We start from the raw sequence: 20,185 nt of genomic DNA, 5'->3' as shown, positions 1-20,185 counted from the left end.
ATTTAATTTTTAATACAACTTTGCACAACCACTTCCAAAGTCTTCTCCGCATCACAAGCATACAAACCGGAACACCAAGCCGGATTCGCTTCAATTAAAGCCCAGCCTTTTCCTTTGATGATCCCGAAATCAAGAACAATGGCTTCCGGAAGTGTTTCTGAATATTGTTTCATGAAAATTTCGAAAAATTCAAACAAATCTTTTTGTTCGGTTTCGAAAAGCGGATCGGTGTCAAAAGCATTGTTTCTCCAATAAGAAGAATGTGTTTTTATTTCGTTGTTTAAAACAAAACATCTTACTTCAAGTTCCCATTCCACAACTTCCGAAGTGAAAACGGTATTTTCTAAATCCAAAGTGTCAAAACCTTTGATATCCGTTACTTTATCGAAAACTCCGGCTTTAAAGCTTTTAAAATCAGAACATTTAATGAAAATATTTTCTTCATGTACAAAATCTTTCAATTGTCCGTAAGAAATTTTGCGTTTTGTAAATTCTTCTGAAATTTTTGAAAGCCAATCGTCATCAGGCTTTGTTAAGGTCAAATTACATTGTTCTGCAACAATTTCTGCATAAATATCTTCGCCATACACCGCAATCACATCCATACGAAATTCTTCCGGAACATTCCATTTTGCATTGAAGCGGCTCAATTCGTAACGCGAATTTATAGAGGCTTTTTTCAGGTTGTTACTATCTTCTGTGTAAATTGGAGACAGCGCAATAATATTTTTCATGCAATAAGGTTTTTAGTTTTATGTTTAGGATTTACATTTTATAATTAAATCACAGTTTACATTCATTCTCAATAAAATCTTTATACTGATGAAGGCAGTGCCATATTTTTTCTTTCTCCAAAGTGTTATAGTGTAATTTCAAAGAGTTTTCAGAAAATTTTTCATATCCAAAATCAGTGGTAATAAATCCGATCTCATCTCCGTTCAGAATTAGACATACATTACCACCGCAGTCTCCAGTAAGATATGTTCCAATAGAGAAACAAAGATCAGTATCAGAATTAAGTTTATCAAAAGAGCTTTGTAAAAGATCTATTTCCTCGATGTGTTTATTGAAACAATTATTTTTAATGTTAAACTCGTATCTGCCTGTTGAAAAAGCGTCTTCAATTTTATGGTTTGTATTTTCATCAATTCCATAATGACTTATCCAACGTTCAACAACAAACTCAACATACTCCTTATTATAAAAAAGAACGATGTCTTTAAAGTTTGAATATAATAATGATTGCAATACATCATCATTAAAATCAAAATTGGAATAGAAGTACTCAATTTCTGAAGGAATCTCTATTCCGAATTCCATTTTTATATATGAAAACATAGATGCTACTTTGGAATTATAACTTTTTGACGATATATGTTTTTCTTTATACGTTTTCAGTAGGTCTAAATGTTTTTTCATAAAATCTAATATAGTAATATTTCCCTAAAAACCTTCTCCATCTCATTCTTATCCGTATTTCCTCCTTTCAGACTTTTAGATCTTTCTTCATTATCTGCAACCACTTTCTCCAAAAAACCAAAAAGCTCCCAGTCATTCGGATGGTAATAAGATTCTCCCTTTGTGGCTTTTAAAGTAACCAAGTTTTCTATTTTCGTCCTTGTAAAATCATCCACTAAAACCAACAATTCACTGAATAATACAGGCGGAACTGTTCCTTTTTCCAATATCCATTTTCCTGTTAAACCGGTTCGGAGACAATAGAAATAGCTTTTCAGCTTTACTTCGTCGGCTCTGCAGGCTTCCAGATATTTTTTGCTCATGCTCAGATAATGGTAAGAAACCGCTATCGGAGAAAAGCATTCATCCGCCAAAGGTTTGAATAATTCATAAAATTTTTCATTTTTTATATAAACGATAGGAGAGTAGAACCAGCTTAATAGAGCCGCATTCGACTTCAATAATAAATGAAAAGTCTTCCTCAAATCCCATCCGGAACCGTCGAGATCGTCTTCTGTCATGAATTCTATCGTTTCATCTTTATCCCACGGCGACAGATACCAGTTTTTTTCGTGTCGATATATGAATCGTATGTCATAATCGCTGTCAGGAGACGCAAAACCCCAAGCTCGGCTTCCTGATTCTACGGCAAGAAGTATTTCTATACCCCGTTTTTCTTCGACTTCTTTTAGTTTTTCTAATATTTTGGATGTCATTTTTTCGTTGTTTTTTTGGTTAAACACAAAGGCGCAATTTGTTTAAAAACTTTCTGCTTTAAGGCACAATGATTTTATCTTCGATAAAATTACATTTGCATGAAAAACTTTGATTCTTAATTTACTTTAATGAGACTTAGGAAAATGGAGCGTTAAGAAAATTAAAAGTTAATCCGTTAAAAAATTTCCACTGTTTGAAGCGCGACCAAAATCTTGAACCGAAGAACAATCTTGAATTCGCGCAAGTTTTGGGAATTTTAGGATTAACTTTTAATTTTTAGCGGAAGTTTCCAAGTCTTGAATTTTTGTTTCTTTTGTTTCAAGACAAAAGAAATATTAAGCTTTTCTAAATTTCTTCTTTTTCTTCCAAGGTGCATTCTTCTGAACATCACCTGCCATAATACATCCGTAAGGCATCACTTCATCCAACACTTTGCAAAGTCCGTATTCTTCAATCTGTGCTCTCACGTTTTTAGCACTTTTATAGGCGGTCGGAAGTTCAGAAATATCAATTTCATTGGAGAAGAAACGGATGTCTAATCCTTTTGTTTCTTCTTCAAAAACTTCTTCAATTGTTTTATGAGCCAAAGATTTTTTATGCTGACTTCTGCTGAAATTTCTTCCTGCTCCATGTGGTGCAAAACCAAGATTTCTCTCATTTGTTTTTCCCTGAACAATCAAAACGGGTTCTGACATATTCAACGGAATCAGTCTTGGTCCCGTAATATCAGGCATAAATTTATCATCTAAAGGCGTTGCTCCTTTTGCATGATAAAACAAATCTCCGTCTTTAAAAACGAAATTATGCTCGTTCCAATACCGATCTTCTTTCTCGATTCCTAATTTATTTAAGGTTGCGTCGTGAATTGAAATATGGTTTTCCTTAGTCCACGTTCTTATCAATTGAAGGGCTTCCCAATATGATTTTCCTTCCTCAGTTTCATAAGGAATCCATGCGTTTTCTCTTAATGTTTCTGGAGAATTTTCTATTCTGAATTTGTTCGCAACCTTCATTCCTTTATCATACAAAGCAGCTCCGGGAGCTCTTGAACCGTGGTGCGTCACCAACATCGTATTTCCTGTATTCTTAGAAGTTCCGACAAACAGGAAGTGATTTCCGTCACCCTGCGTTCCCATATGAGAACGGGCAATGCTGATTAATTTCTCATCATTCAGGAAATCATTCGCTCTGAAAGCATCCATTAATTCCTGAGACATTTCCATTTGCTCACCTCTCGGTCTTCCTCCGTATCCAAAATGCGTGATGGAATGCGCCGCATCCAAAACTTCTTTAGGATCTGCTTTTCCAAAGTCCGTCAACATTACCGAACAACAGATATCTGCGCTATGGAATCCGGGATGGATTGCGTTTTTCGCAACAACAACTCCTCCAACGGGAATCTGACCTACAGGACCTGTCGGACAGGCATCGGGCATAATCGCTCCGGCAACTAAAGTTGGCGTCTTCATTAAAACCTTCATGGTGTTGATTACTTTTTCCACGTTATCATTTTCGCTTTCATGTTCAGCTCGGATGTTGATGACAAAATCTTTTGCCGTTTCATGAAGCGGAATCAATTCGGGTTGCTTGAACTGTTCCAAATATGCTGTGATCTGATTTTCATCTAATTGATTTTCATTGATATGCGAAATCGCTTCTTTAAACCATTTCGCCGATCTGTATCCTAATTCTATTAAGCTGTTTCCGTTAAATTCCATCTTGTTTCATTTTGTTGATGCAAAGTAAAAACTAAAGTATGCAATCTTTTTGCGTAGATAAAGTTATTTTAATTATTTTTGGAAAAATTTAAATAAAATGTTGTTTGAACAGTTAGAAAACGCACCACAAGAAATTCAATTTACTGATGTCATATCTTTCATTGATGAGCATTATGACTTTACACCGACAAAATTCACGAATGGGAATACTGTAAATGAAGTGAATCAAAATAATGGTTCATGTAAAGTTTTCAGTTTCGGAAAACTGAATGATTTATCCAAAGAAGAAACTTTGGCTTTGTTTGGAGATTTTTACAGAGAAGATGTTTTAAAAAATCCTGAAGGAAAGGATCATCAGAATATCAGAAACTTCATAGAATTCGGTTGGGACGGAATTTCTTTTGAAGGGAAGGCTTTGAGTAGAAAGTAATTTTATCTTAACTCTAATCACAAAACCTGTCATTCAAAACACAGACTACAGGTCTGCAAACATAGTTCTAAAGTAGTGAAGAATCTATTTTGAAAACTGTATGGAATAGATTTCTCATAATGTCGAAGCGTCAATAATCCGACAAAATTTTCACCTTACCCGCGTGAGGGATACGGAAGGTCTGACTGAAAGGAAGAGTCTCGGCGCGGGGCGAAGCCCCGCGCCGAGACCGAAACGAAGTGGAGCCTGTAGCAGCCCAGCCCGAAGTGATGGTGCTGGAAACCTCATAGGTTTTCAAAACCTATGAGGTTTAGAATTGGAAAACGAAGGGACACGCCCAAATAAAATAAAGCCCATGTCATCAAATAAAAACGCCTTAATCCGATACAAAACACTGGATAAATGCCTGAAAAATAAGTACCGACAGTATACTTTGGAAGATCTGATCGATGAATGTTCCGAAGCGTTGTTCGAATTTGAAGGAAAAGAATCTTTTGTGAGCAAACGGACGGTACAACTTGATTTGCAGAATATGCGAAGTGAAAAATTCGGGTATGAAGCGCCGATCGAAGTGTATGAAAGAAAATACTATCGATACAGTGATCCGGATTACAGTATTCATAATATTTCCGTGAATGAAAGTGACCTGAAAGCGATGAACAATGCGGTGCAGATTTTGAAACAGTTTAAGGATTTTTCGATGTTTAAAGAAATGAATGGTGTCATTCAGAAACTGGAGGATTCTATACATGCGACAAGTCAGAAATCGATTATTCATTTGGATAAAAATGAGCAACTGAAAGGCTTAGAACATATTGATATTCTATATGATGCAGTTTTAAATAAAAAGGTTTTAAATATCACGTATAAAAGTTTTAAAGCCAGAGAATCCGACTCTTATGTCGTTCATCCGCAATTGTTGAAGGAATTTAATAGCCGCTGGTTTTTGATCTGTTCGAATAAACAATATGTATACAATTTGGCTTTAGATAGAATGGAAAATATTCAGATTGAGGAAAAAATTGATTATATCGATATGAATCTCGATGGCGATGAATATTTTAAAGATATTATAGGGGTTACAGTTTCTCCCACGATGGCTCCCCGAAAGGTTGTGTTTTTTGTGGATTCGCATAATGCTCCGTATGTTAAAACAAAACCATTTCACGCAAGTCAGGAAATTGTAAGTGAATCGAATGAAGGTACGGTCTTTAAAATCTGTGTACAGCTGAACTATGAATTGGAGCGGCTTCTTTTAGGTTTTGGAGAATGTTTAACGGTTTATAAACCCAGAAAACTCAGGGTGAGATTGCAGGAGAAATTCGCTGCTGCAAAAAAGAACTATGAAAATTTGATCGTAGATGATGAAGATTAAAATTTGTGGCTTGGAAATTGTAATGATTCATCAAAAATAAATAAATATGAAATCCAGAATATTAAAAGCCGTAGTCGCTCTTGTAGTACCCATTGTTGTTGAGTTTATTATCAAAAAAGTAAGCGAGAAAATAGATAAAAAGAAAGACGTGAAAGATGCGGATACATCAATTCCTTCACCTCATTAAAATTATAAGCCTTCCTAATTGGGAGGTTTTTATTTTTCAATCCATTCTCTGAAGTCTGCTGTCTGACTTTGACTTGTGATAAGTGGATTTTCCCAACCTTTAATTTCTAATGCCAAAGCACTTTTCGAATAACGCTCAAGTTTTGTAATGCTCTTCTTATTGACCAGCTCGCTACGGTTAATTTTAAAAAATTCGTTAGGATTGAGCTGAGATTCTATTTCTTTAAGCAAGGTTTGATTGAGTAAATGTTTTTTACCGGAATCATCAAAAGCAAAAACAACTCCTTCTTCAGCTTTAAAAAATGTGATATTTTCAGTTTCTAAAAAATAAATTCCTTTATTGCTAATCACGCTGAACCGCTCTTTGAAACTTTTAGGCTGAATTTCTTTTTGAATCTGGCTGATTTTCAATAAAATTTCATTAGAAGCATGAGATTTATTTAATACTAAAAATTTATTCCAGGCTTTTTGAAAACGCTCTAATGTAAAAGGTTTTAGAAGATATTCAATTCCATTTGTTTCAAAAGCATTCATCCAAAATTGGTCATAAGCAGTTGTAAAAATAATCGGGCAGGAAATTTTCACTTGGTCATAAATTTCAAAAGCATTTCCGTCTAATAATTCAATATCTGAAATAATAAGATCAATAGATTTTTCTGTCTTAAAAAACTCTACAGCCTGTTCCACATTATCGATTTCTGCTAGGATTTCGGTATTTTCTTTTAGTTCGTTAATAAATCTGATGAGTTTTTTTCTTGCCGGAATTTCATCTTCAATAATGACTATTTTTATCATGCTTCTGGAATTGTAGGTAGTGTTACGGAAAATTGATCGTTGGTATTTTGAATTTTTATCTGATTTCCAGTTAGTAAAAAATACTGTTCGCTGAGGTTTTTTAAAGCTTTTCCTGATGGAAATTTTGTATTTCTCTTTTGAATACTATTATTTGAAACGGTAAGATTTTCATCAATTCTGACTGTAATAAAAATAGGATGTGTTTCTGTTCCGAGATTATGTTGTATGGCATTTTCCAATAATAATTGAAGACTTAGCGGAACAATAAAACCTTGAGATTTATGGCTTTCTATGTTTAGTTGGTAAGATTTTCCGTATTTGTGCTGAATCAGTTTGAAATATTTTTTAACGAAAGCCAGTTCTTCATCAATTTCTACCAATTTTTTATCCGAAACCTGCAAAACATAGCGGTAAATATCTGCAAACTCATTGAGGAAATCTGATGCTTTGGTTTTATCTTCTTCAATAAGCTGATCGAGAATATTCAGGTTATTAAATAGAAAATGAGGGTTGAGTTGATTTTTAAGTTGATTGATTTTGGTTTCGGAAAGCATTTCATTAAAATTTGCAATCTGTTGCTGGTTTTTCTGATTTTTTCGGTAGTAATAAAAAGCTAGAAAGAAACTTCCGTAAATAAAAGCATTCAGAAAGTCTGAGATGACATTATTGAGAAATGTTTGCGAATTAAAGTTCCTTTCAAAAGTATTAAAAATAAAAGCTATAATAAGTTTAAAAATATTAAGTATCACCAAATATAAAAGAAGGGAAGTTCCAAAGATTTTAAAAATTTCTTTAAAATTGAAATTATCCGATTTTTGCCAATAGATCATCAGGAAACGCATGATTAGAAAGAGTATACCAGCATTAACAAAATATAATACCGGAGCTTCCGGTGTGAAAGTGTACCAGTTGATCTCTCTATCTGTCTGAAAACGGATTTCTATAGTTTGAACATAAGAAAAAAGAAAAATAAAGAGTAAAAAGTATTTGTTCTGCTGTATTTCGTTTAAGATTTTCTTCATGATTTTGTTACAACAAAATAGTTCTATAAAAATACAGAACTATTTATAAAGTTTAGAATTGAATATGTTTTTTAAAATTTACTTTGCCGGATTTTCGGGAAATGAAGCGGTAATATTTCCTTTATCATCATAAAAATCGAGCTTTGCTTTGTTCTCTTTGTCTACATAAAACATCGCTTTAGGTAATCCTTTTGCATCAAAAAGAAACAAACCATCTCTTTGTCCGCGAGATTTTCCGAGCATAATTCTTGGAGTTCCCTGTTCAAAATTTTTAGTTCTCTGAGATTCATTTTTAGAACGATCGTTGAATGTAAGGCTGCTTCCCACAAACCTTTCATTGCCCTTTTGATAATCTTCAGATAGCAATTGCATAATTTGGTCGCCATCGTATTGATCATGCGTGAATGAAAGTCCTGAAGAATGACCATCTGCATTTTTTTTACCGTCATAGATGAAACCGCCACATTCCAAGCCTTCTTCATTAAAGAATAACATTCCGGAACGTTTTTTACGCTTTTCGTTGGTGTACACGTCGTTTATTTTGATTTTTCCGTTTGGAAAGCGGTCTACATTGGTAATTATCATTTTGACGGTGCCATCTTTTTCTACTATATTAATTCTTTCCACATCGATTTCTGAAAACTTTTGATTTCCATTACTTTTGAAAGCTGAATTGACTAAAAAGAAGATTGCAATGGCCATGGAAAAGGCGAAAGTTCTTAAAAATATAAGCTCTCTGTTGATACGTTTTTCTGTCATAATTGTTTGATTTTTATGACGCAAAAGTATCATGAGTACAAATTGGAATCAAGAACTCTTTTTTGAACTAAGGAAATAAAGCGATCATCTAAGAATATTATAAGATGAGTGAATTTTTAGCTTAATTAAATAAAATCATACACTCCATTTTTCCAGCCGAGAACTTTTGAAGAATCCGCATTGAGCCAGTTTTTAAGAATAGTTGCATATACTTTTCTGAAATCTTCGGTGTAAATCAAATCTCCGTCGTTGAGTTTTTGTAAATCAGGAAGCGCATTCAAAATACCTTTCTTTTTTAACCCTCCGCTGATGAAAAACATCTGATTGGCTGTACCGTGGTCGGTTCCGTTGCTTGCATTTTGGGCAACTCTTCGTCCGAATTCTGAAAAAGTCATTAGTAAAATATCATTAAACAATCCGTTAGATTTCATGTCGGCGACGAAAGATTTTACCGCATCATTAATCTCTCCGAAAAGCTTTTCCTGTCTTTCATTTTGATTGACGTGTGTATCAAAACTCCCGATAGAGAGATAATAAACCTGCGTATTGATGTCTGATTTTATCAAAGAAGAAACCGTTTTGAAATCCTTTCCCAGTTTTGAATTCGGATATTCCTGGGTTGTTTTTTTTGCCTTACTTTTTTCAAAAATATAATCAGCATTATTGATGGTCGAACCTAAAGTCTGATATAGATAAGAAACTGTCTCGTCATCATGATGATGATCGTGGTCGTACAGAGATTTGAAATATTTTTCCTGACTGGTTTGATACAGTTTTTTAGGATCTTTGAACGCAAAAGCTTTGTTGTTTTCTCCCTTCAAAGCCAAACTCAGCATATCATCTACTTCCAGAGCCTGCGTCGGATGTTCGCATTTATAGCATTCTTCATCCAGAAATCTTCCGAGCCAGCCTGTTTCGAGATATTCGTCGCTTTTGCTCGCAGAATGCCAAATATCCATGCTTCGGAAATGGGATTTGTCAGGATTTGGGTAACCCACATTATTCAAAACCGAAAGTTCTCCACCGTCAAAAAGCTCTTTAAAATACGAAAGGGCAGGATTGATTCCTGTTTCATCATTTAAAGCTAAAGAATTCTGGATGGCAATTTTATTTCTTTCCTTAAAATAAATATCATTTCTTGTCGGAATAATCGTATTTAAACCATCATTTCCACCTGTAAACTGCAAAACGATCAATATTTTCTGATTCGGATTCAGCGCATTATCCAAAGTTATTGATTTCAGAAAACTGGGCATCAGTAACGAAGCGGTTGCCAATGAACTTATCTTTAAAAATTCTCTTCTTTTTATAATCATGATTTCATTTTTGGATTTAATAAAACTAAATTTGACTAACATCTAAGATCTAAGATCTAACATCTACATCAGCTGATATTCCGGTGTTGACATCAGATTGATAATATTCATTTTCAAACTTTGATCAGAAAACTGACTGACCGTTTTCATATTGATTAACTCTGTATTTTGAATGAGATAATCTTCAGGTTTTTTATTTTTAAAAGTTTTTTCCACGGCAAGCCAGTCAATCGTAATGTTCGGATTTTTAAAAGCTTTGATTAAGGCTTCTCTTGATTTCATTCCCATATCAATATCGTCATCTTCTTTTGCGGAATATTCCATAGGTCTTAAACCTGACCAGATTTGCGGAATCTGAAGTCTCAGCATCAGAGTCGAACTGTCAATCCATGATTTTCCGCTTGGCCAACCTGCAACATTTGGAGGAAACAAAAGCATTTGTCCCAATAATTTTTGATAAACCGTTATATTTTCAGGATTTTTAATTTCCATTGGAAGAATTCTGATGATTCCTGCAATCAGTTCTGTAGGAGATTTTATTCTGTTGCCTACATTTTTTTGATCATAGAACCATGAGCTTGAAAATATGTTTTGCATGAGTTTTTTTAAATCATAATTAGAAGTATATAATTCTTCACTCAGCTTGTTGATATTGTTTTGGTCAGGATTTTCATTCACAAAAAACTTGTAAATCTTTGCCGTAATAAATTTTGCCGTAGCTTTTTGTTCGAGAATGATATTTAAAACATCATCTCCTGTAAAATTCCCTGTTTTCCCGAGAAAAGTTTTGGCTCCTGTATCATGCTGTTTTGGTCTTTCAGTAAAATTTCCTTCTTTATCATAGCCCCATCCTGTAAAGGCTCTTGCGAGTTCTTTAATGTCATTTTCTGTATAATTTCCTCTTCCCATCGTGAAAAGTTCCATGACTTCACGGGCGAAATTTTCGTTGGGATGATCTTTTTTATTCTGCTGATTGTTCAGAAACTGAAGCATTGCAGGAGATTTACTGACTTCAAACAATAATTCTTTAAAATTTCCCAGTGCATTTTTTCGGATAACATTTAATAGTTGCCGGTTGAATTTTGGATTATTCACACGTGTTGCAAAATGACCATGCCAGAAAAAAGCCATTTTTTCTCTTAGCTGATCTTCACTTTTTGTCATCTGAGTAAGAAAATTCAGATTGAGTTCTACGTTTTGTTTTTGGGTAATTTTCTGCGCTTCTCTCTTTTGATCTGCAGTCGCTTTAGGATCGGTGTATTCTATCGGTATAAAATCCGGAGTGTTATAAGTAATCTCTGTAAACGGATATTCCTTAAACAAATCAGCAACCATGGTCTTGCTTTTTTTGTTTTTAATATCTTCTATCTGCAAAATGCTTATACCAAAACCGGCACGCGAAATCAGATGTTTGTTTTGTGAAAATGGTGTACCCATAGCATACTTTATTTTTAGACGTTGCTAATGATGATAGGTTAAATTATATCAACTCGATTTAATATAAAATTATTATACCAGATTTAAAATAATTTAAACAAATATTTAAATTTCTATAATTTTTAATTTATTGAAAATCATTTGTTAATGATAGTTATAAGCTTTTTGAACTGTGAAATAATTTGTTTTGGCATGATTTTTACATCTTGCAAACCAGTAAAATTTATAAAAATCAGAGTTATGAAAATGTTTAAACAAACCCTATTAGCAGCTGGAATTTTGACAGCAGGTTTAGTAAGTGCACAGGATGCTTCGATGAATAACATGATCAAAGTAGGAGCTACAGCCGGTTTGGCAGTTCCTGCAGATAACTTGTCTGCGGCAGTTGGGGTTGATGTGGCGTATCAGAATTTGATTACACCAGGATTCGGATTGGGTATTGCAACTGGTTATACACATTATTTTGGGAAAGATAACAACGGATATAGCAATAACGATGTAGGCGTAGTTCCTGTAGCAGCACTTTTCAGAGTGTACCCTAAACAGACAGGTTTCTATTTCGGAGCAGATTTAGGATACGGTTTTTTAGTGGGAGATGATAAAGTTGCATCCAATTCTGCAGTTGACAGACCAAGTGGAGGTTTCTATTTAAAACCAGAGATCGGATACCACAATCAATACTGGAATTTCTTTGTACAATACCAGAAAGTTTTTGCAGGAAGTAACGGAGATATCACTGCACCGGCTTCTCAGGACTATAATGTGGGAAGTATTGGCGTAGGATTTTCTTACAATATTGCCTTAGGAAAATAATAATGTAAAATATAATTACTTATCATACAAACCTTTTCGAGTTTTTGAAAAGGTTTTTTGTTACCATACAAGAAATACCAAAACAATTATTATATTTGATAAAATTTGCGATTATGAACTTAAATCCAAAATTTCCTCTCTATTTACCGGGAGTAAAAAACGCCAATAATGATAATGTTTCGATTATTGGAGCTAATTTAAGAGAAGATATTACAACCATTGCATATTATACTTCGGGTAATTCGGGTATAGAATTGAAATTTCAAAACAATTATTCCACAAAAGATTATGCATCTTTTGCAGATGTTCTTTCTCATTTCATTAAAGAATCTCAGCTTGAAAATGTTCAGAGACTTGGAATTTCGGTTCCGGGGCCTGTTCTTGACGGAAAAAGTAATCCTGTACGTCTGAACTGGCATTTGGATGTAAACGAATATCAAAGCAAGTTCGGATTTGAGAAAGTTTATATGCTGAACGATCAGGAAGCTGCTGCATACGGAATTGGTCTTCTGGATGATTCTCAACTTGATGAAATTTATACAAGTGAACATCGTGAAAAAGGAAATGTTGCGATTCTTGCACCAGGAAACGGTTTAGGAGAAGCAGGTTATTTTTTCGACGGAAAATATTTAAGACCTTTTGCAACGGAAGGCGGTCATTCAGAGTTTTCACCGAGAACGAATGTTGAAGTAGAATTTTATCAGTTTTTAAATAATATCTACGGAATTGTAAGCTGGGAAAATGTATTGTCAAAAACAGGGTTATTTAATATCTACAGATTTTTAAGAGATGTAAAAAGACATCCTGAACCGGAATGGCTTTCGGAACGTTTGACAAACGGAAACTTCACTGAGGAGATTTTCAAAGCAGCAATGAATGAAGATGTTCTGATCTGTAAAATTGCTTTAGATACCTTCCTTGAGTTTTTAGCAAGAGAAGCGAATAACCTTACTTTAAAGCTAAAAGCGACTGGAGGTTTACTTATTGCAGGAGATATTCCGCAGATCATCAGAGAGTATATAGATAAAGATAAGTTTTATCAGAAATTCAAGATCAGCGATAAGATGGAAGATATGCTGAAGAACATTCCTATTCTTCTGGTCAGTACAGACAGCACAAGTATTAATGGTGTAGCACTTTATACCGCTTATTATACAGAATAACATTAAACTCCGATTTAGTCGGAGTTTTTTTTATGATGATTTTATTCATGCGTGAAAAACGTTTTTATTGATGTATATCAACAAAAATTGTAAAACAAGTTAATTACATTTGCACCACTTAATAAACAATTAAAAAATTTTACAATGAAAAAAATATTCTTATTGGCGGTTTTAGCTAGTGGATTAGCATTCGGACAGACAAAAAAAGTAACAAGCTCTGATGTGCACTGGTGGGGTTATAAAGTAGCAAAAACTGAATCTAGTTCTCATGACGGAACAGTGAAAGTGAAGTCTGGAAATATGGTGATGAAAGGTAATGAGCTCGTAGGTGGAGAATTTGTTTTAGACATGACTTCTATCAATGCAACAGACCTTTCTGGTGAATACCAAGGAAAATTGAATGGTCACCTTAAAAACGGAGATTTCTTCGAAGTAGAAAAATTCCCTACGGCAACTTTCAAAATCACATCGGTAAAGAAAAACAGTGATAAAGTTTACAACAAGCTTGTAACCGGAAATCTTACGGTAAAAGGAAAAACAAGTGCGGTCTCTTTCCCTGCAAAAGTTTCTTATGCAAACGGAGTGGTAAGTTTAGAGTCTAATAAATTCTCTTGGGACAGACAAAAATTTGACGTTGCTTACAAGTCTGCAATGAAAGATGTTTTTGTGAAAGATGAGATCGATATGACCGTAAAGGTGAGCGCTAAATAATTTATTCAAAAAAATATTGTTAAAAGTGTAGAAGTTCTACACTTTTTTTTATTTTTGTTGAATTGTAAATAAAAAATAATGAAAAGATTACTATTGTTTGTTATGATGTGTGCAAGCATATCATTTGTTTTTGCTCAGAAGAAAGGAGATAAAATTTCAAAAGTGATAACATCCGAGATAAAATGGTGGGGACACAAAGTGGTAAAAACAAAGCCTACTTCTCATTACGGAAGCTTAAAGCTGAAAAGTGGTAAGTTTACTTTTGATAAAACAGTTTTGGTAGATGGTGAATTTGTAATTGATATGAGAAGTCTTATCGTTGCAGATCTTTCAGGAGATGATCAGGTAAAACTGACAAATGAACTAAAAGGAACAAACTTTTTTGAAGTAAAAAAATTCCCTACAGCTAAATTTCACTTAAAGAAAATTATTCCTTTGGCGAATAGTGAGTACAATTCTACCATCGTAGGTGATATTACCATCAAAGGAATCAGAAAGACCATTTCTTTCCCTGCAAACGCACATATCACGCAATTTACAGTTGAAATTGAGTCTTCGAAATTTTCTTTGAATAGAAAAGATTTCAAAATTTTCTATCAGAATTCTTTAAAAGACTATTTCATCAAAGACGAAATGGATATTCAGTTTAAGCTTTCTACTCAAAAAGTTGATAACGAAAGACCTTTGTAAGGTTAAAATTCTTATAAAAATGAGGGGCTGCTTTTAAATAAGCGGTCCTTTTTTTATTTTAGCTTAAAAAACAGAAGCAAGTGAAAATATATGTAGTGAGTGGTCTTGGTGCCGATTTTAAGGTTTTGGAACGTCTTCAGTTTCCGAAAGATCATGAAGTGGTTTTTATTGATTGGCTAATTCCGGATAATGATGAATCCTTCAGTTCGTATGTGACAAGAATGGCTGAAAAAATCGATGATTCCGAACCGTTTTATCTTTTAGGGTATTCTTTTGGTGGAATTATGGTTCAGGAAATTAATCTGTTAAAGCCTGCAGAAAAAGTAGTAATCTTAGGAAGTATAAAATCTGATAAAGAAAAATCGAGATTAATAAAAATGGGAGAGATTACTAAAATTCCCAAATATATTCCTGTGAATTTTTTCAACCTTAAAACTTTAGAGACCTATTCGGTTTTCAGAAAATTCTTTGATCCAAAAAATCCGAAAGTTAATCAGTATTTCAAAGTTACCGATCCTTATTATCTGAAATGGTCTGTTCAGCGCATAACAGAATGGAAATTTGAACAAAAAAATAATGTGATTCAAATTTTGGGAGATCGTGATATTGTTTTTCCTTTAAAAAATTCTAAACCGGATTATATTATAAAAGGCGGAACTCATCTTTTTCCCGCAACTAAATACAAGGAAGTTTCATTGCTTTTAAATAAAATTTTTATTTAAATTTATTTTTACGTTAATTTTGCAGGGGTTTGTGTCTGGAAATAGTGTTTTTGTGAAATTTATTTTTAATTTTGATGGGGTTAAAAATAAAATTTATGAAAGTTGGTTTAAAATGGAAGGTTTCATTCGTTATTATCTGCATCGTTGCAATCGGTGGTCTATTCTTCAGACCGGATGTTGACATTCCCAATACCGGAAATTTTCTCAGTGAAAAAGAAATTGTAGGTTCAGATGTAGCCTGGATTCTTGCAGCAGCGGGTTTAGTCTTGCTGATGACACCAGGTTTGTCATTCTTTTATGGCGGAATGGTTGGCAAGAAAAACGTAATTTCTACAATGCTTCAGAGTTTTATCGCTTTGGGAGTGATTTCAATTTTGTGGATTGTCGTTGGTTTTTCGCTTTCTTTTGGTGAATCTATTGGTTTTGAAATCGGTGGAATTCATTATGGAATTATTGGGAATCCTTTTACCTATCCTTTTTTTAACCACGTAAGCGTTTATCCGCATAAAGCAATGGCATCAACAATACCGTTTGTTTTATTTGCTTTATTTCAGATGAAATTTGCTGTCATTACACCGGCTTTGATTACGGGTTCGTTTGCGGAAAGAGTTCGTTTTATTTCTTACCTCGTTTTCATGGTTCTTTTCAGTCTGTTCATTTATACACCGCTTTGTCACATGGTTTGGCATCCTGAAGGGCTCTTGAATAAATTTTTTGGTGTTAAAGATTTTGCAGGCGGAACAGTCGTTCACATGAGTGGAGGCTTTGCAGCATTGGCAGGAGCAATTGTTTTAGGACGAAGAAAAAATCCGCATCATGAACCTTCGAATATTCCGTATGTAATTCTCGGAACAGGAATGCTTTGGTTTGGATGGTTTGGTTTTAATGCAGGTTCAGCTTTAAGCGCCAATGCAACGGCAGCAATAGCTTTCGGTACAACAACCATCGCTTCGGCTTCCGCAATGATGACCTGGATTTTTTTCGATAGAATAAACGGTCGTAAAGTTTCAGCTTTGGGAGCCTGTATTGGTGCGGTGGTCGGTTTGGTTGCGATTACGCCCGGTTGCGGTTTCGTTTCGATTCAGGAGAGCATTTTTATAGGATTTATTTCTGCCATTGTCTCTAATATCATGGTCAACTGGAATGCTTTAAAAAAGATTGATGATACGCTGGATGTTTTTGCCTGTCATGGAGTAGGAGGTATTATGGGAATGATTCTCACGGCAATTTTTGCGCATGGTGAAAATGCGAGTCTTCTTCATGGCGGATTCGGGGTTTTTATACATCATATGATTGCACTGATTCTGGTTTCAATTTTTGCATTTTTCGGATCTATGCTTTTATATAAAATTACAGATAAGATTATCACATTGAGGGTGAAAGAAGATTCCGAAGATTTGGGTCTTGATGTTTCTCAACATGGAGAAAGTTTGAAATGGTGATTTATTTCTCGCAGACTTAGTAGATTTTAGAATTTGCGAGAAAATAAAAATATTAAAAGAATAAATTAATCGATGTAATGTTGCGCTCCGGAGGAGCGCAATGTTCGTTTATAATTGTTTTTCTACAAAGGTGCCGCTCCTACGGAGCGGACCAAAAAATCACAATTATTATGATAAATTATTCCTTTCATTCTAAGATATTTTCAATGTATATTTGTTTTTCTTCAAAATGGAAAATATAAATGGAGTCAATATCTGTATTTGAGATCATTAAAGTAGGAATAGGACCTTCAAGTTCCCATACAATGGGGCCTTGGAATGCAGCTTCGGCATTTATCAGGATTCTGAATCGTGAAAGGTCTGTGGCAGAAGTAAAAGAAGTTTTTCTGGAATTCTTTGGCTCACTGGCAAAAACGGGGATCGGCCATGGAACTGATATTGCAGGAATGTTGGGTCTAAATGGTGAAGATTTTAAAACCATTGATACCACGAAGATTGATGAAATTGTCGATCGAATTAAAGAAAGTCAGATCATCAACCTGGGAGGTGAGAAAGAAATACCTTTCGTTTACGGTCATCATCTGGTTCTGAATATGTCTGAAACTTTAGATTATCATCCGAACGGGATGATCTTTAAGGCTGTTTTTGAAGACGGTACAGAGCTTGTACAGGATTTTTATTCTGTAGGAGGTGGTTTTATCATGAGTCAGGAGAAAAAATCGATTGAGAAGCATTGCGTTCGTACTTTATATCCTTGTCATCATGGTTCGGATATTTTGAAATATTGCGAAAAATTAAATTTGAATAAAATTTCAGATTTAATTTTGATGAATGAGGAAAGCTGGAGAACAAAGGAGGAAACAAGAGAGGAAGCGCTTTACATTTGGGAACAGATTAAAGAGTGTATCTATAAAGGTGTAAATAAAGAAGGAATTCTTCCGGGTGGACTGAACGTTACAAGACGTGCCGCGGGAATCAACAGAAAACTTTTAGGCGATAAAATTTATAAAAATAAAGACGAATGGTTTAAGCTTGTGGTTGATGCTGAAGAAAATTTCACCAATATTAATAAATGGATTTCGTGTTTTGCCTTAGCGGTGAATGAAGAAAATGCAAGCTTCGGAAGGATTATTACTGCTCCTACCAATGGAGCAAGTGGAGTAATCCCTGCAGTTTTGATGTATTCTCAGGCTTTTACTGATGCAATTACTGAAGATGATATTGCAAGATTTATTTTGGTAGCAGGAGAAATCGGAACTTTATTTAAGAAAAACGCCACCATTTCTGCGGCAATGGGCGGTTGTCAGGCGGAGGTCGGAGTTTCTTCGGCAATGGCTGCAGCTGGTTTAACGGAAATTCTGGGTGGAAGTGTTGGTCAGGTTTTGATGGCGGCAGAAATTGCAATGGAGCATCATTTAGGCTTAACCTGTGATCCGATCAAAGGTCTTGTGCAGATTCCTTGTATAGAAAGAAATACCATGGGAGCAATTAAGGCAATTACTGCGGCAAATATTGCTCTGGAAAGTGATCCGGCAAAAGCGAAAGTAACTTTGGATGAGGTGATCCAGACCATGTGGGAAACCGCTTTATCGATGAATGACAGATTCAAGGAAACTTCAGAAGGCGGATTAGCTATTGCGGTAAATGTAGCAGAATGTTAAAATAAACGAATTGAGAGCTTTCAATAAAAATGTCCTGATGTTTTCTTGTAAACATCAGGACATTTTATTAAAAAGATACGGACGTTTTTATTGAAACGTCCGCATCTTTTTATCAGAAATTTTACTTCTTGTTAAAAACAAGATTATTTCCGTTTTGGATGAGGGTGAGCTGTTTCTTTTCCGGAGAAAAAATAATTTCTACTCCTGCGTTATCATATTTAAATTTATTACCCTCGACAAATTCTAAAGGAAATGACGGTTGATCGGTTAATTGGGCAAAAAGATTTTCGTCATTAATGGAGATTTCAAAATCCATATTTATTTCTTCTGAATGATAATTTCCTTCGTATTTTTTCAGTTCATTTACCGGAAGATTTTTAATTTCTGCAAACTTCGGGTATTCATATTCGTGATCATACATCAGGCTTACAATTCCAATAAATAACTTGTTGTGAGAAAATTTCTCACCATTTACAACTATTGCAACCGAATATTTTTCAGTGGGACTGTAAGAAACAAGTGAGTGTGTTCCTGTGGTATCGCCCCCGTGTCCGTAGGAGATTTTATTATAAAAAGGAACTTTCATCATGCCCAATCCAAAATCATCTCCATCTTTTGGTAACATTTTTTGAAGGGTTTCTTTTTTAACAAATTTATAATTGAATAAAGCATTGATGAATAAATTCATATCCTGCATTGTAGAAGTAATATCTCCTAAGCCGATACAGTTGTGAAAGTCAAAATCTTTTGCTTCGATCCATTTTCCGGAAGTATTTTCGTACGATTTAAAAATATTTTTAGGATTATCAAGCACTGAAAAAGTGTTCTTCATACTGGCTTTGTCGGTAATGTTTTCTTTAAGTAAAATATTGTACGGTTTTTTAGCTACCTTTTCTAAAATTCTGCTTAAAAGATAATATCCCGAATTTGAATATCTTACTTTTTCTCCTGGTTGAAATTCAACACCATGTTTTTTAATGGTATCTAAAATAGCTTTATCTCCGACAGATTTCTCAAGCAGCCATCCTCCGACATAATCTCCTAATCCGCTTGTGTGATTCATCATTTGTTCTAAAGTGATTTTATCGGCATTTGGTACATCAGGATAATATTTTGAAAGTTTATCATTCAGGTTTAATTTTCCTTTTTCTTCAAACTGCATCAGCATTACAGCTGTTACCAATTTGCTGATAGATCCGATCTGGTAACCTGTTTCGGAGTTCCATTTTACATGAGTCAGTTGCTCCTGACCGAAGTTTTTCTGATAAATTTCTTTTCCGTCTTTAAAAATCGCTACACTTCCGACGTTCTGTTTGTTTTTAGCAATATAATTTAAAAAATCATCAATTTTTGCGGTGTTAATTTCACTTTTGCCTAGATCTTTTGTGATGACAATATCTTTAGTTTTAGACTTTTCTTTGCCGTCATTTTTATAAAGATTTAATGGAAAAGACTTTGACCTCTGTGTGAAAGTTCCTTCAAAATGATCGGCCTTAAATTGACCTTTGTAAGATGCGTCAAGATTTTTCATTTCGAAAACAAGCTCGTTATTGAGGAATTCGGTTTTATCTACAGGCATAATTTCATTTCCTTGTTTCGGACTTTGCGCTGTCGAAATATATTTGTTGTTTTCTTTGCTGACGTTTAGAATCAAAGGAAGTACAACTCCGCCTAAATCGAGTTCCCCTTTCCATGAGCCGGTTATTTCCTGAGCGTGAAAAATCTGCGCTAATACGGTTAGTAAGAATAATAGTTTGGTTTTCATGTATT

General features: G+C 34.4%; 20 protein-coding genes. 10 read left to right on the top strand and 10 right to left on the bottom strand.

The features are described from left to right. Positions 1-2: 2 nt before the first annotated feature. The 4 genes from BA768_RS08880 to BA768_RS21765 form a co-directional block, all read right to left on the bottom strand. Complete coding sequence (locus BA768_RS08880; protein ID WP_065720450.1) at positions 3-734, bottom strand: ATP-grasp domain-containing protein; 732 nt, start codon at positions 732-734, stop codon at positions 3-5. Positions 735-783: 49 nt separating this feature from the next. After that, the gene (locus BA768_RS08875) at positions 784-1,419 is read right to left on the bottom strand and encodes a hypothetical protein (protein ID WP_065720449.1); all 636 of its coding nucleotides are present in this window, start codon (positions 1,417-1,419) and stop codon (positions 784-786) included. A 5-nt stretch (positions 1,420-1,424) separates the two neighbouring features. Then, a complete protein-coding gene (locus tag BA768_RS08870; protein WP_065720448.1) occupies positions 1,425-2,174 on the bottom strand; it encodes a DNA polymerase beta superfamily protein in 750 nt (249 codons plus the stop codon). Positions 2,175-2,510: 336 nt separating this feature from the next. After that, entirely contained in the window at positions 2,511-3,311 is an 801-nt protein-coding gene (locus BA768_RS21765; protein WP_410493500.1) for an RtcB family protein, read from the bottom strand. A gap of 679 nt (positions 3,312-3,990) precedes the next feature. On the opposite strand from BA768_RS21765, the gene BA768_RS08860 reads away from it, so the two are divergent. The 3 genes from BA768_RS08860 (at position 3,991) to BA768_RS21255 (ending at position 5,885) form a co-directional block, all read left to right on the top strand. Beyond that, positions 3,991-4,323, top strand: coding sequence for a HopJ type III effector protein (locus BA768_RS08860; RefSeq protein WP_065720446.1), 333 nt, complete (start codon positions 3,991-3,993; stop codon positions 4,321-4,323). Positions 4,324-4,678: 355 nt separating this feature from the next. Next, on the top strand, positions 4,679-5,698 hold the full coding sequence (locus BA768_RS08855) for a helix-turn-helix transcriptional regulator (protein WP_065720445.1): 1,020 nt from the start codon (positions 4,679-4,681) through the stop codon (positions 5,696-5,698). 46 nt (positions 5,699-5,744) lie between these two features. Next, positions 5,745-5,885, top strand: a complete 141-nt coding sequence (locus tag BA768_RS21255) for a hypothetical protein (RefSeq protein WP_165601779.1) — start codon at positions 5,745-5,747, stop codon at positions 5,883-5,885. A gap of 29 nt (positions 5,886-5,914) precedes the next feature. Here BA768_RS21255 and BA768_RS08850 read toward each other — a convergent pair whose 3' ends face one another. The 5 genes from BA768_RS08850 to BA768_RS08830 form a co-directional block, all read right to left on the bottom strand. Further along, the gene (locus BA768_RS08850; protein ID WP_065720444.1) at positions 5,915-6,679 is read right to left on the bottom strand and encodes a LytR/AlgR family response regulator transcription factor; all 765 of its coding nucleotides are present in this window, start codon (positions 6,677-6,679) and stop codon (positions 5,915-5,917) included. After that, positions 6,676-7,701 (bottom strand): sensor histidine kinase, encoded by a 1,026-nt coding sequence (locus BA768_RS08845; RefSeq protein ID WP_065720443.1) that lies wholly within the window; start codon positions 7,699-7,701, stop codon positions 6,676-6,678. The genes BA768_RS08850 and BA768_RS08845 overlap by 4 nt, the downstream gene beginning before the upstream one ends. 78 nt (positions 7,702-7,779) lie before the next feature. Next, positions 7,780-8,460 (bottom strand): hypothetical protein, encoded by a 681-nt coding sequence (locus BA768_RS08840; RefSeq protein ID WP_065720442.1) that lies wholly within the window; start codon positions 8,458-8,460, stop codon positions 7,780-7,782. Positions 8,461-8,585: 125 nt separating this feature from the next. Further along, positions 8,586-9,776, bottom strand: a complete 1,191-nt coding sequence (locus BA768_RS08835) for a DUF1501 domain-containing protein (RefSeq protein WP_065720441.1) — start codon at positions 9,774-9,776, stop codon at positions 8,586-8,588. A 63-nt stretch (positions 9,777-9,839) separates the two neighbouring features. Then, positions 9,840-11,213 (bottom strand): DUF1800 family protein, encoded by a 1,374-nt coding sequence (locus BA768_RS08830; RefSeq protein ID WP_065720440.1) that lies wholly within the window; start codon positions 11,211-11,213, stop codon positions 9,840-9,842. A gap of 240 nt (positions 11,214-11,453) precedes the next feature. Here BA768_RS08830 and BA768_RS08825 point away from each other — a divergent pair, with 240 nt between their 5' ends. The 7 genes from BA768_RS08825 (at position 11,454) to BA768_RS08795 (ending at position 18,415) form a co-directional block, all read left to right on the top strand. Further along, complete coding sequence (locus BA768_RS08825; RefSeq protein WP_034679581.1) at positions 11,454-12,026, top strand: hypothetical protein; 573 nt, start codon at positions 11,454-11,456, stop codon at positions 12,024-12,026. A 113-nt stretch (positions 12,027-12,139) separates the two neighbouring features. Further along, positions 12,140-13,189, top strand: a complete 1,050-nt coding sequence (locus BA768_RS08820) for a glucokinase (RefSeq protein WP_065720439.1) — start codon at positions 12,140-12,142, stop codon at positions 13,187-13,189. Between the two features lie 144 nt (positions 13,190-13,333). Then, positions 13,334-13,900, top strand: coding sequence for a YceI family protein (locus tag BA768_RS08815; RefSeq protein WP_034679366.1), 567 nt, complete (start codon positions 13,334-13,336; stop codon positions 13,898-13,900). A gap of 78 nt (positions 13,901-13,978) precedes the next feature. After that, a complete protein-coding gene (locus BA768_RS08810; protein WP_051883050.1) occupies positions 13,979-14,590 on the top strand; it encodes a YceI family protein in 612 nt (203 codons plus the stop codon). Between the two features lie 80 nt (positions 14,591-14,670). Continuing rightward, the gene (locus BA768_RS08805; RefSeq protein WP_065720438.1) at positions 14,671-15,312 is read left to right on the top strand and encodes an alpha/beta hydrolase; all 642 of its coding nucleotides are present in this window, start codon (positions 14,671-14,673) and stop codon (positions 15,310-15,312) included. 95 nt (positions 15,313-15,407) lie between these two features. After that, on the top strand, positions 15,408-16,754 hold the full coding sequence (locus BA768_RS08800; protein ID WP_065720555.1) for an ammonium transporter: 1,347 nt from the start codon (positions 15,408-15,410) through the stop codon (positions 16,752-16,754). A 242-nt stretch (positions 16,755-16,996) separates the two neighbouring features. Then, positions 16,997-18,415, top strand: coding sequence for an L-serine ammonia-lyase (locus tag BA768_RS08795; RefSeq protein ID WP_065720437.1), 1,419 nt, complete (start codon positions 16,997-16,999; stop codon positions 18,413-18,415). 121 nt (positions 18,416-18,536) lie between these two features. Here the strand turns inward: BA768_RS08795 and BA768_RS08790 are convergent, their stop codons facing one another. Further along, positions 18,537-20,180 (bottom strand): serine hydrolase domain-containing protein, encoded by a 1,644-nt coding sequence (locus tag BA768_RS08790; RefSeq protein ID WP_065720436.1) that lies wholly within the window; start codon positions 20,178-20,180, stop codon positions 18,537-18,539. Positions 20,181-20,185: the final 5 nt, after the last annotated feature.

Source organism: Chryseobacterium sp. CBo1, from assembly GCF_001693475.1.
GTDB lineage: Bacteria > Bacteroidota > Bacteroidia > Flavobacteriales > Weeksellaceae > Chryseobacterium > Chryseobacterium formosense.
Note: the sequence above shows the minus strand (reverse complement) of the source record. Positions and strands in the feature narration are given on the sequence as shown.

What these genes read in the sequence shown, in the direction of transcription:
- BA768_RS08880 (WP_065720450.1), bottom strand. Translation starts at nt 734, where the DNA reads ATGAAAAATATTATTGCGCTGTCTCCAATTTACACAGAAGATAGTAAC.
- BA768_RS08860 (WP_065720446.1), top strand. Translation starts at nt 3,991, where the DNA reads ATGTTGTTTGAACAGTTAGAAAACGCACCACAAGAAATTCAATTTACT.
- BA768_RS08820 (WP_065720439.1), top strand. Translation starts at nt 12,140, where the DNA reads ATGAACTTAAATCCAAAATTTCCTCTCTATTTACCGGGAGTAAAAAAC.
- BA768_RS08870 (WP_065720448.1), bottom strand. Translation starts at nt 2,174, where the DNA reads ATGACATCCAAAATATTAGAAAAACTAAAAGAAGTCGAAGAAAAACGG.
- BA768_RS08840 (WP_065720442.1), bottom strand. Translation starts at nt 8,460, where the DNA reads ATGACAGAAAAACGTATCAACAGAGAGCTTATATTTTTAAGAACTTTC.
- BA768_RS08875 (WP_065720449.1), bottom strand. Translation starts at nt 1,419, where the DNA reads ATGAAAAAACATTTAGACCTACTGAAAACGTATAAAGAAAAACATATA.
- BA768_RS08850 (WP_065720444.1), bottom strand. Translation starts at nt 6,679, where the DNA reads ATGATAAAAATAGTCATTATTGAAGATGAAATTCCGGCAAGAAAAAAA.
- BA768_RS08795 (WP_065720437.1), top strand. Translation starts at nt 16,997, where the DNA reads ATGGAGTCAATATCTGTATTTGAGATCATTAAAGTAGGAATAGGACCT.
- BA768_RS08815 (WP_034679366.1), top strand. Translation starts at nt 13,334, where the DNA reads ATGAAAAAAATATTCTTATTGGCGGTTTTAGCTAGTGGATTAGCATTC.
- BA768_RS08800 (WP_065720555.1), top strand. Translation starts at nt 15,408, where the DNA reads ATGAAAGTTGGTTTAAAATGGAAGGTTTCATTCGTTATTATCTGCATC.
- BA768_RS08835 (WP_065720441.1), bottom strand. Translation starts at nt 9,776, where the DNA reads ATGATTATAAAAAGAAGAGAATTTTTAAAGATAAGTTCATTGGCAACC.
- BA768_RS08855 (WP_065720445.1), top strand. Translation starts at nt 4,679, where the DNA reads ATGTCATCAAATAAAAACGCCTTAATCCGATACAAAACACTGGATAAA.
- BA768_RS08825 (WP_034679581.1), top strand. Translation starts at nt 11,454, where the DNA reads ATGAAAATGTTTAAACAAACCCTATTAGCAGCTGGAATTTTGACAGCA.
- BA768_RS08845 (WP_065720443.1), bottom strand. Translation starts at nt 7,701, where the DNA reads ATGAAGAAAATCTTAAACGAAATACAGCAGAACAAATACTTTTTACTC.
- BA768_RS08790 (WP_065720436.1), bottom strand. Translation starts at nt 20,180, where the DNA reads ATGAAAACCAAACTATTATTCTTACTAACCGTATTAGCGCAGATTTTT.
- BA768_RS21765 (WP_410493500.1), bottom strand. Translation starts at nt 3,311, where the DNA reads ATGGGAACGCAGGGTGACGGAAATCACTTCCTGTTTGTCGGAACTTCT.
- BA768_RS21255 (WP_165601779.1), top strand. Translation starts at nt 5,745, where the DNA reads ATGAAATCCAGAATATTAAAAGCCGTAGTCGCTCTTGTAGTACCCATT.
- BA768_RS08830 (WP_065720440.1), bottom strand. Translation starts at nt 11,213, where the DNA reads ATGGGTACACCATTTTCACAAAACAAACATCTGATTTCGCGTGCCGGT.
- BA768_RS08810 (WP_051883050.1), top strand. Translation starts at nt 13,979, where the DNA reads ATGAAAAGATTACTATTGTTTGTTATGATGTGTGCAAGCATATCATTT.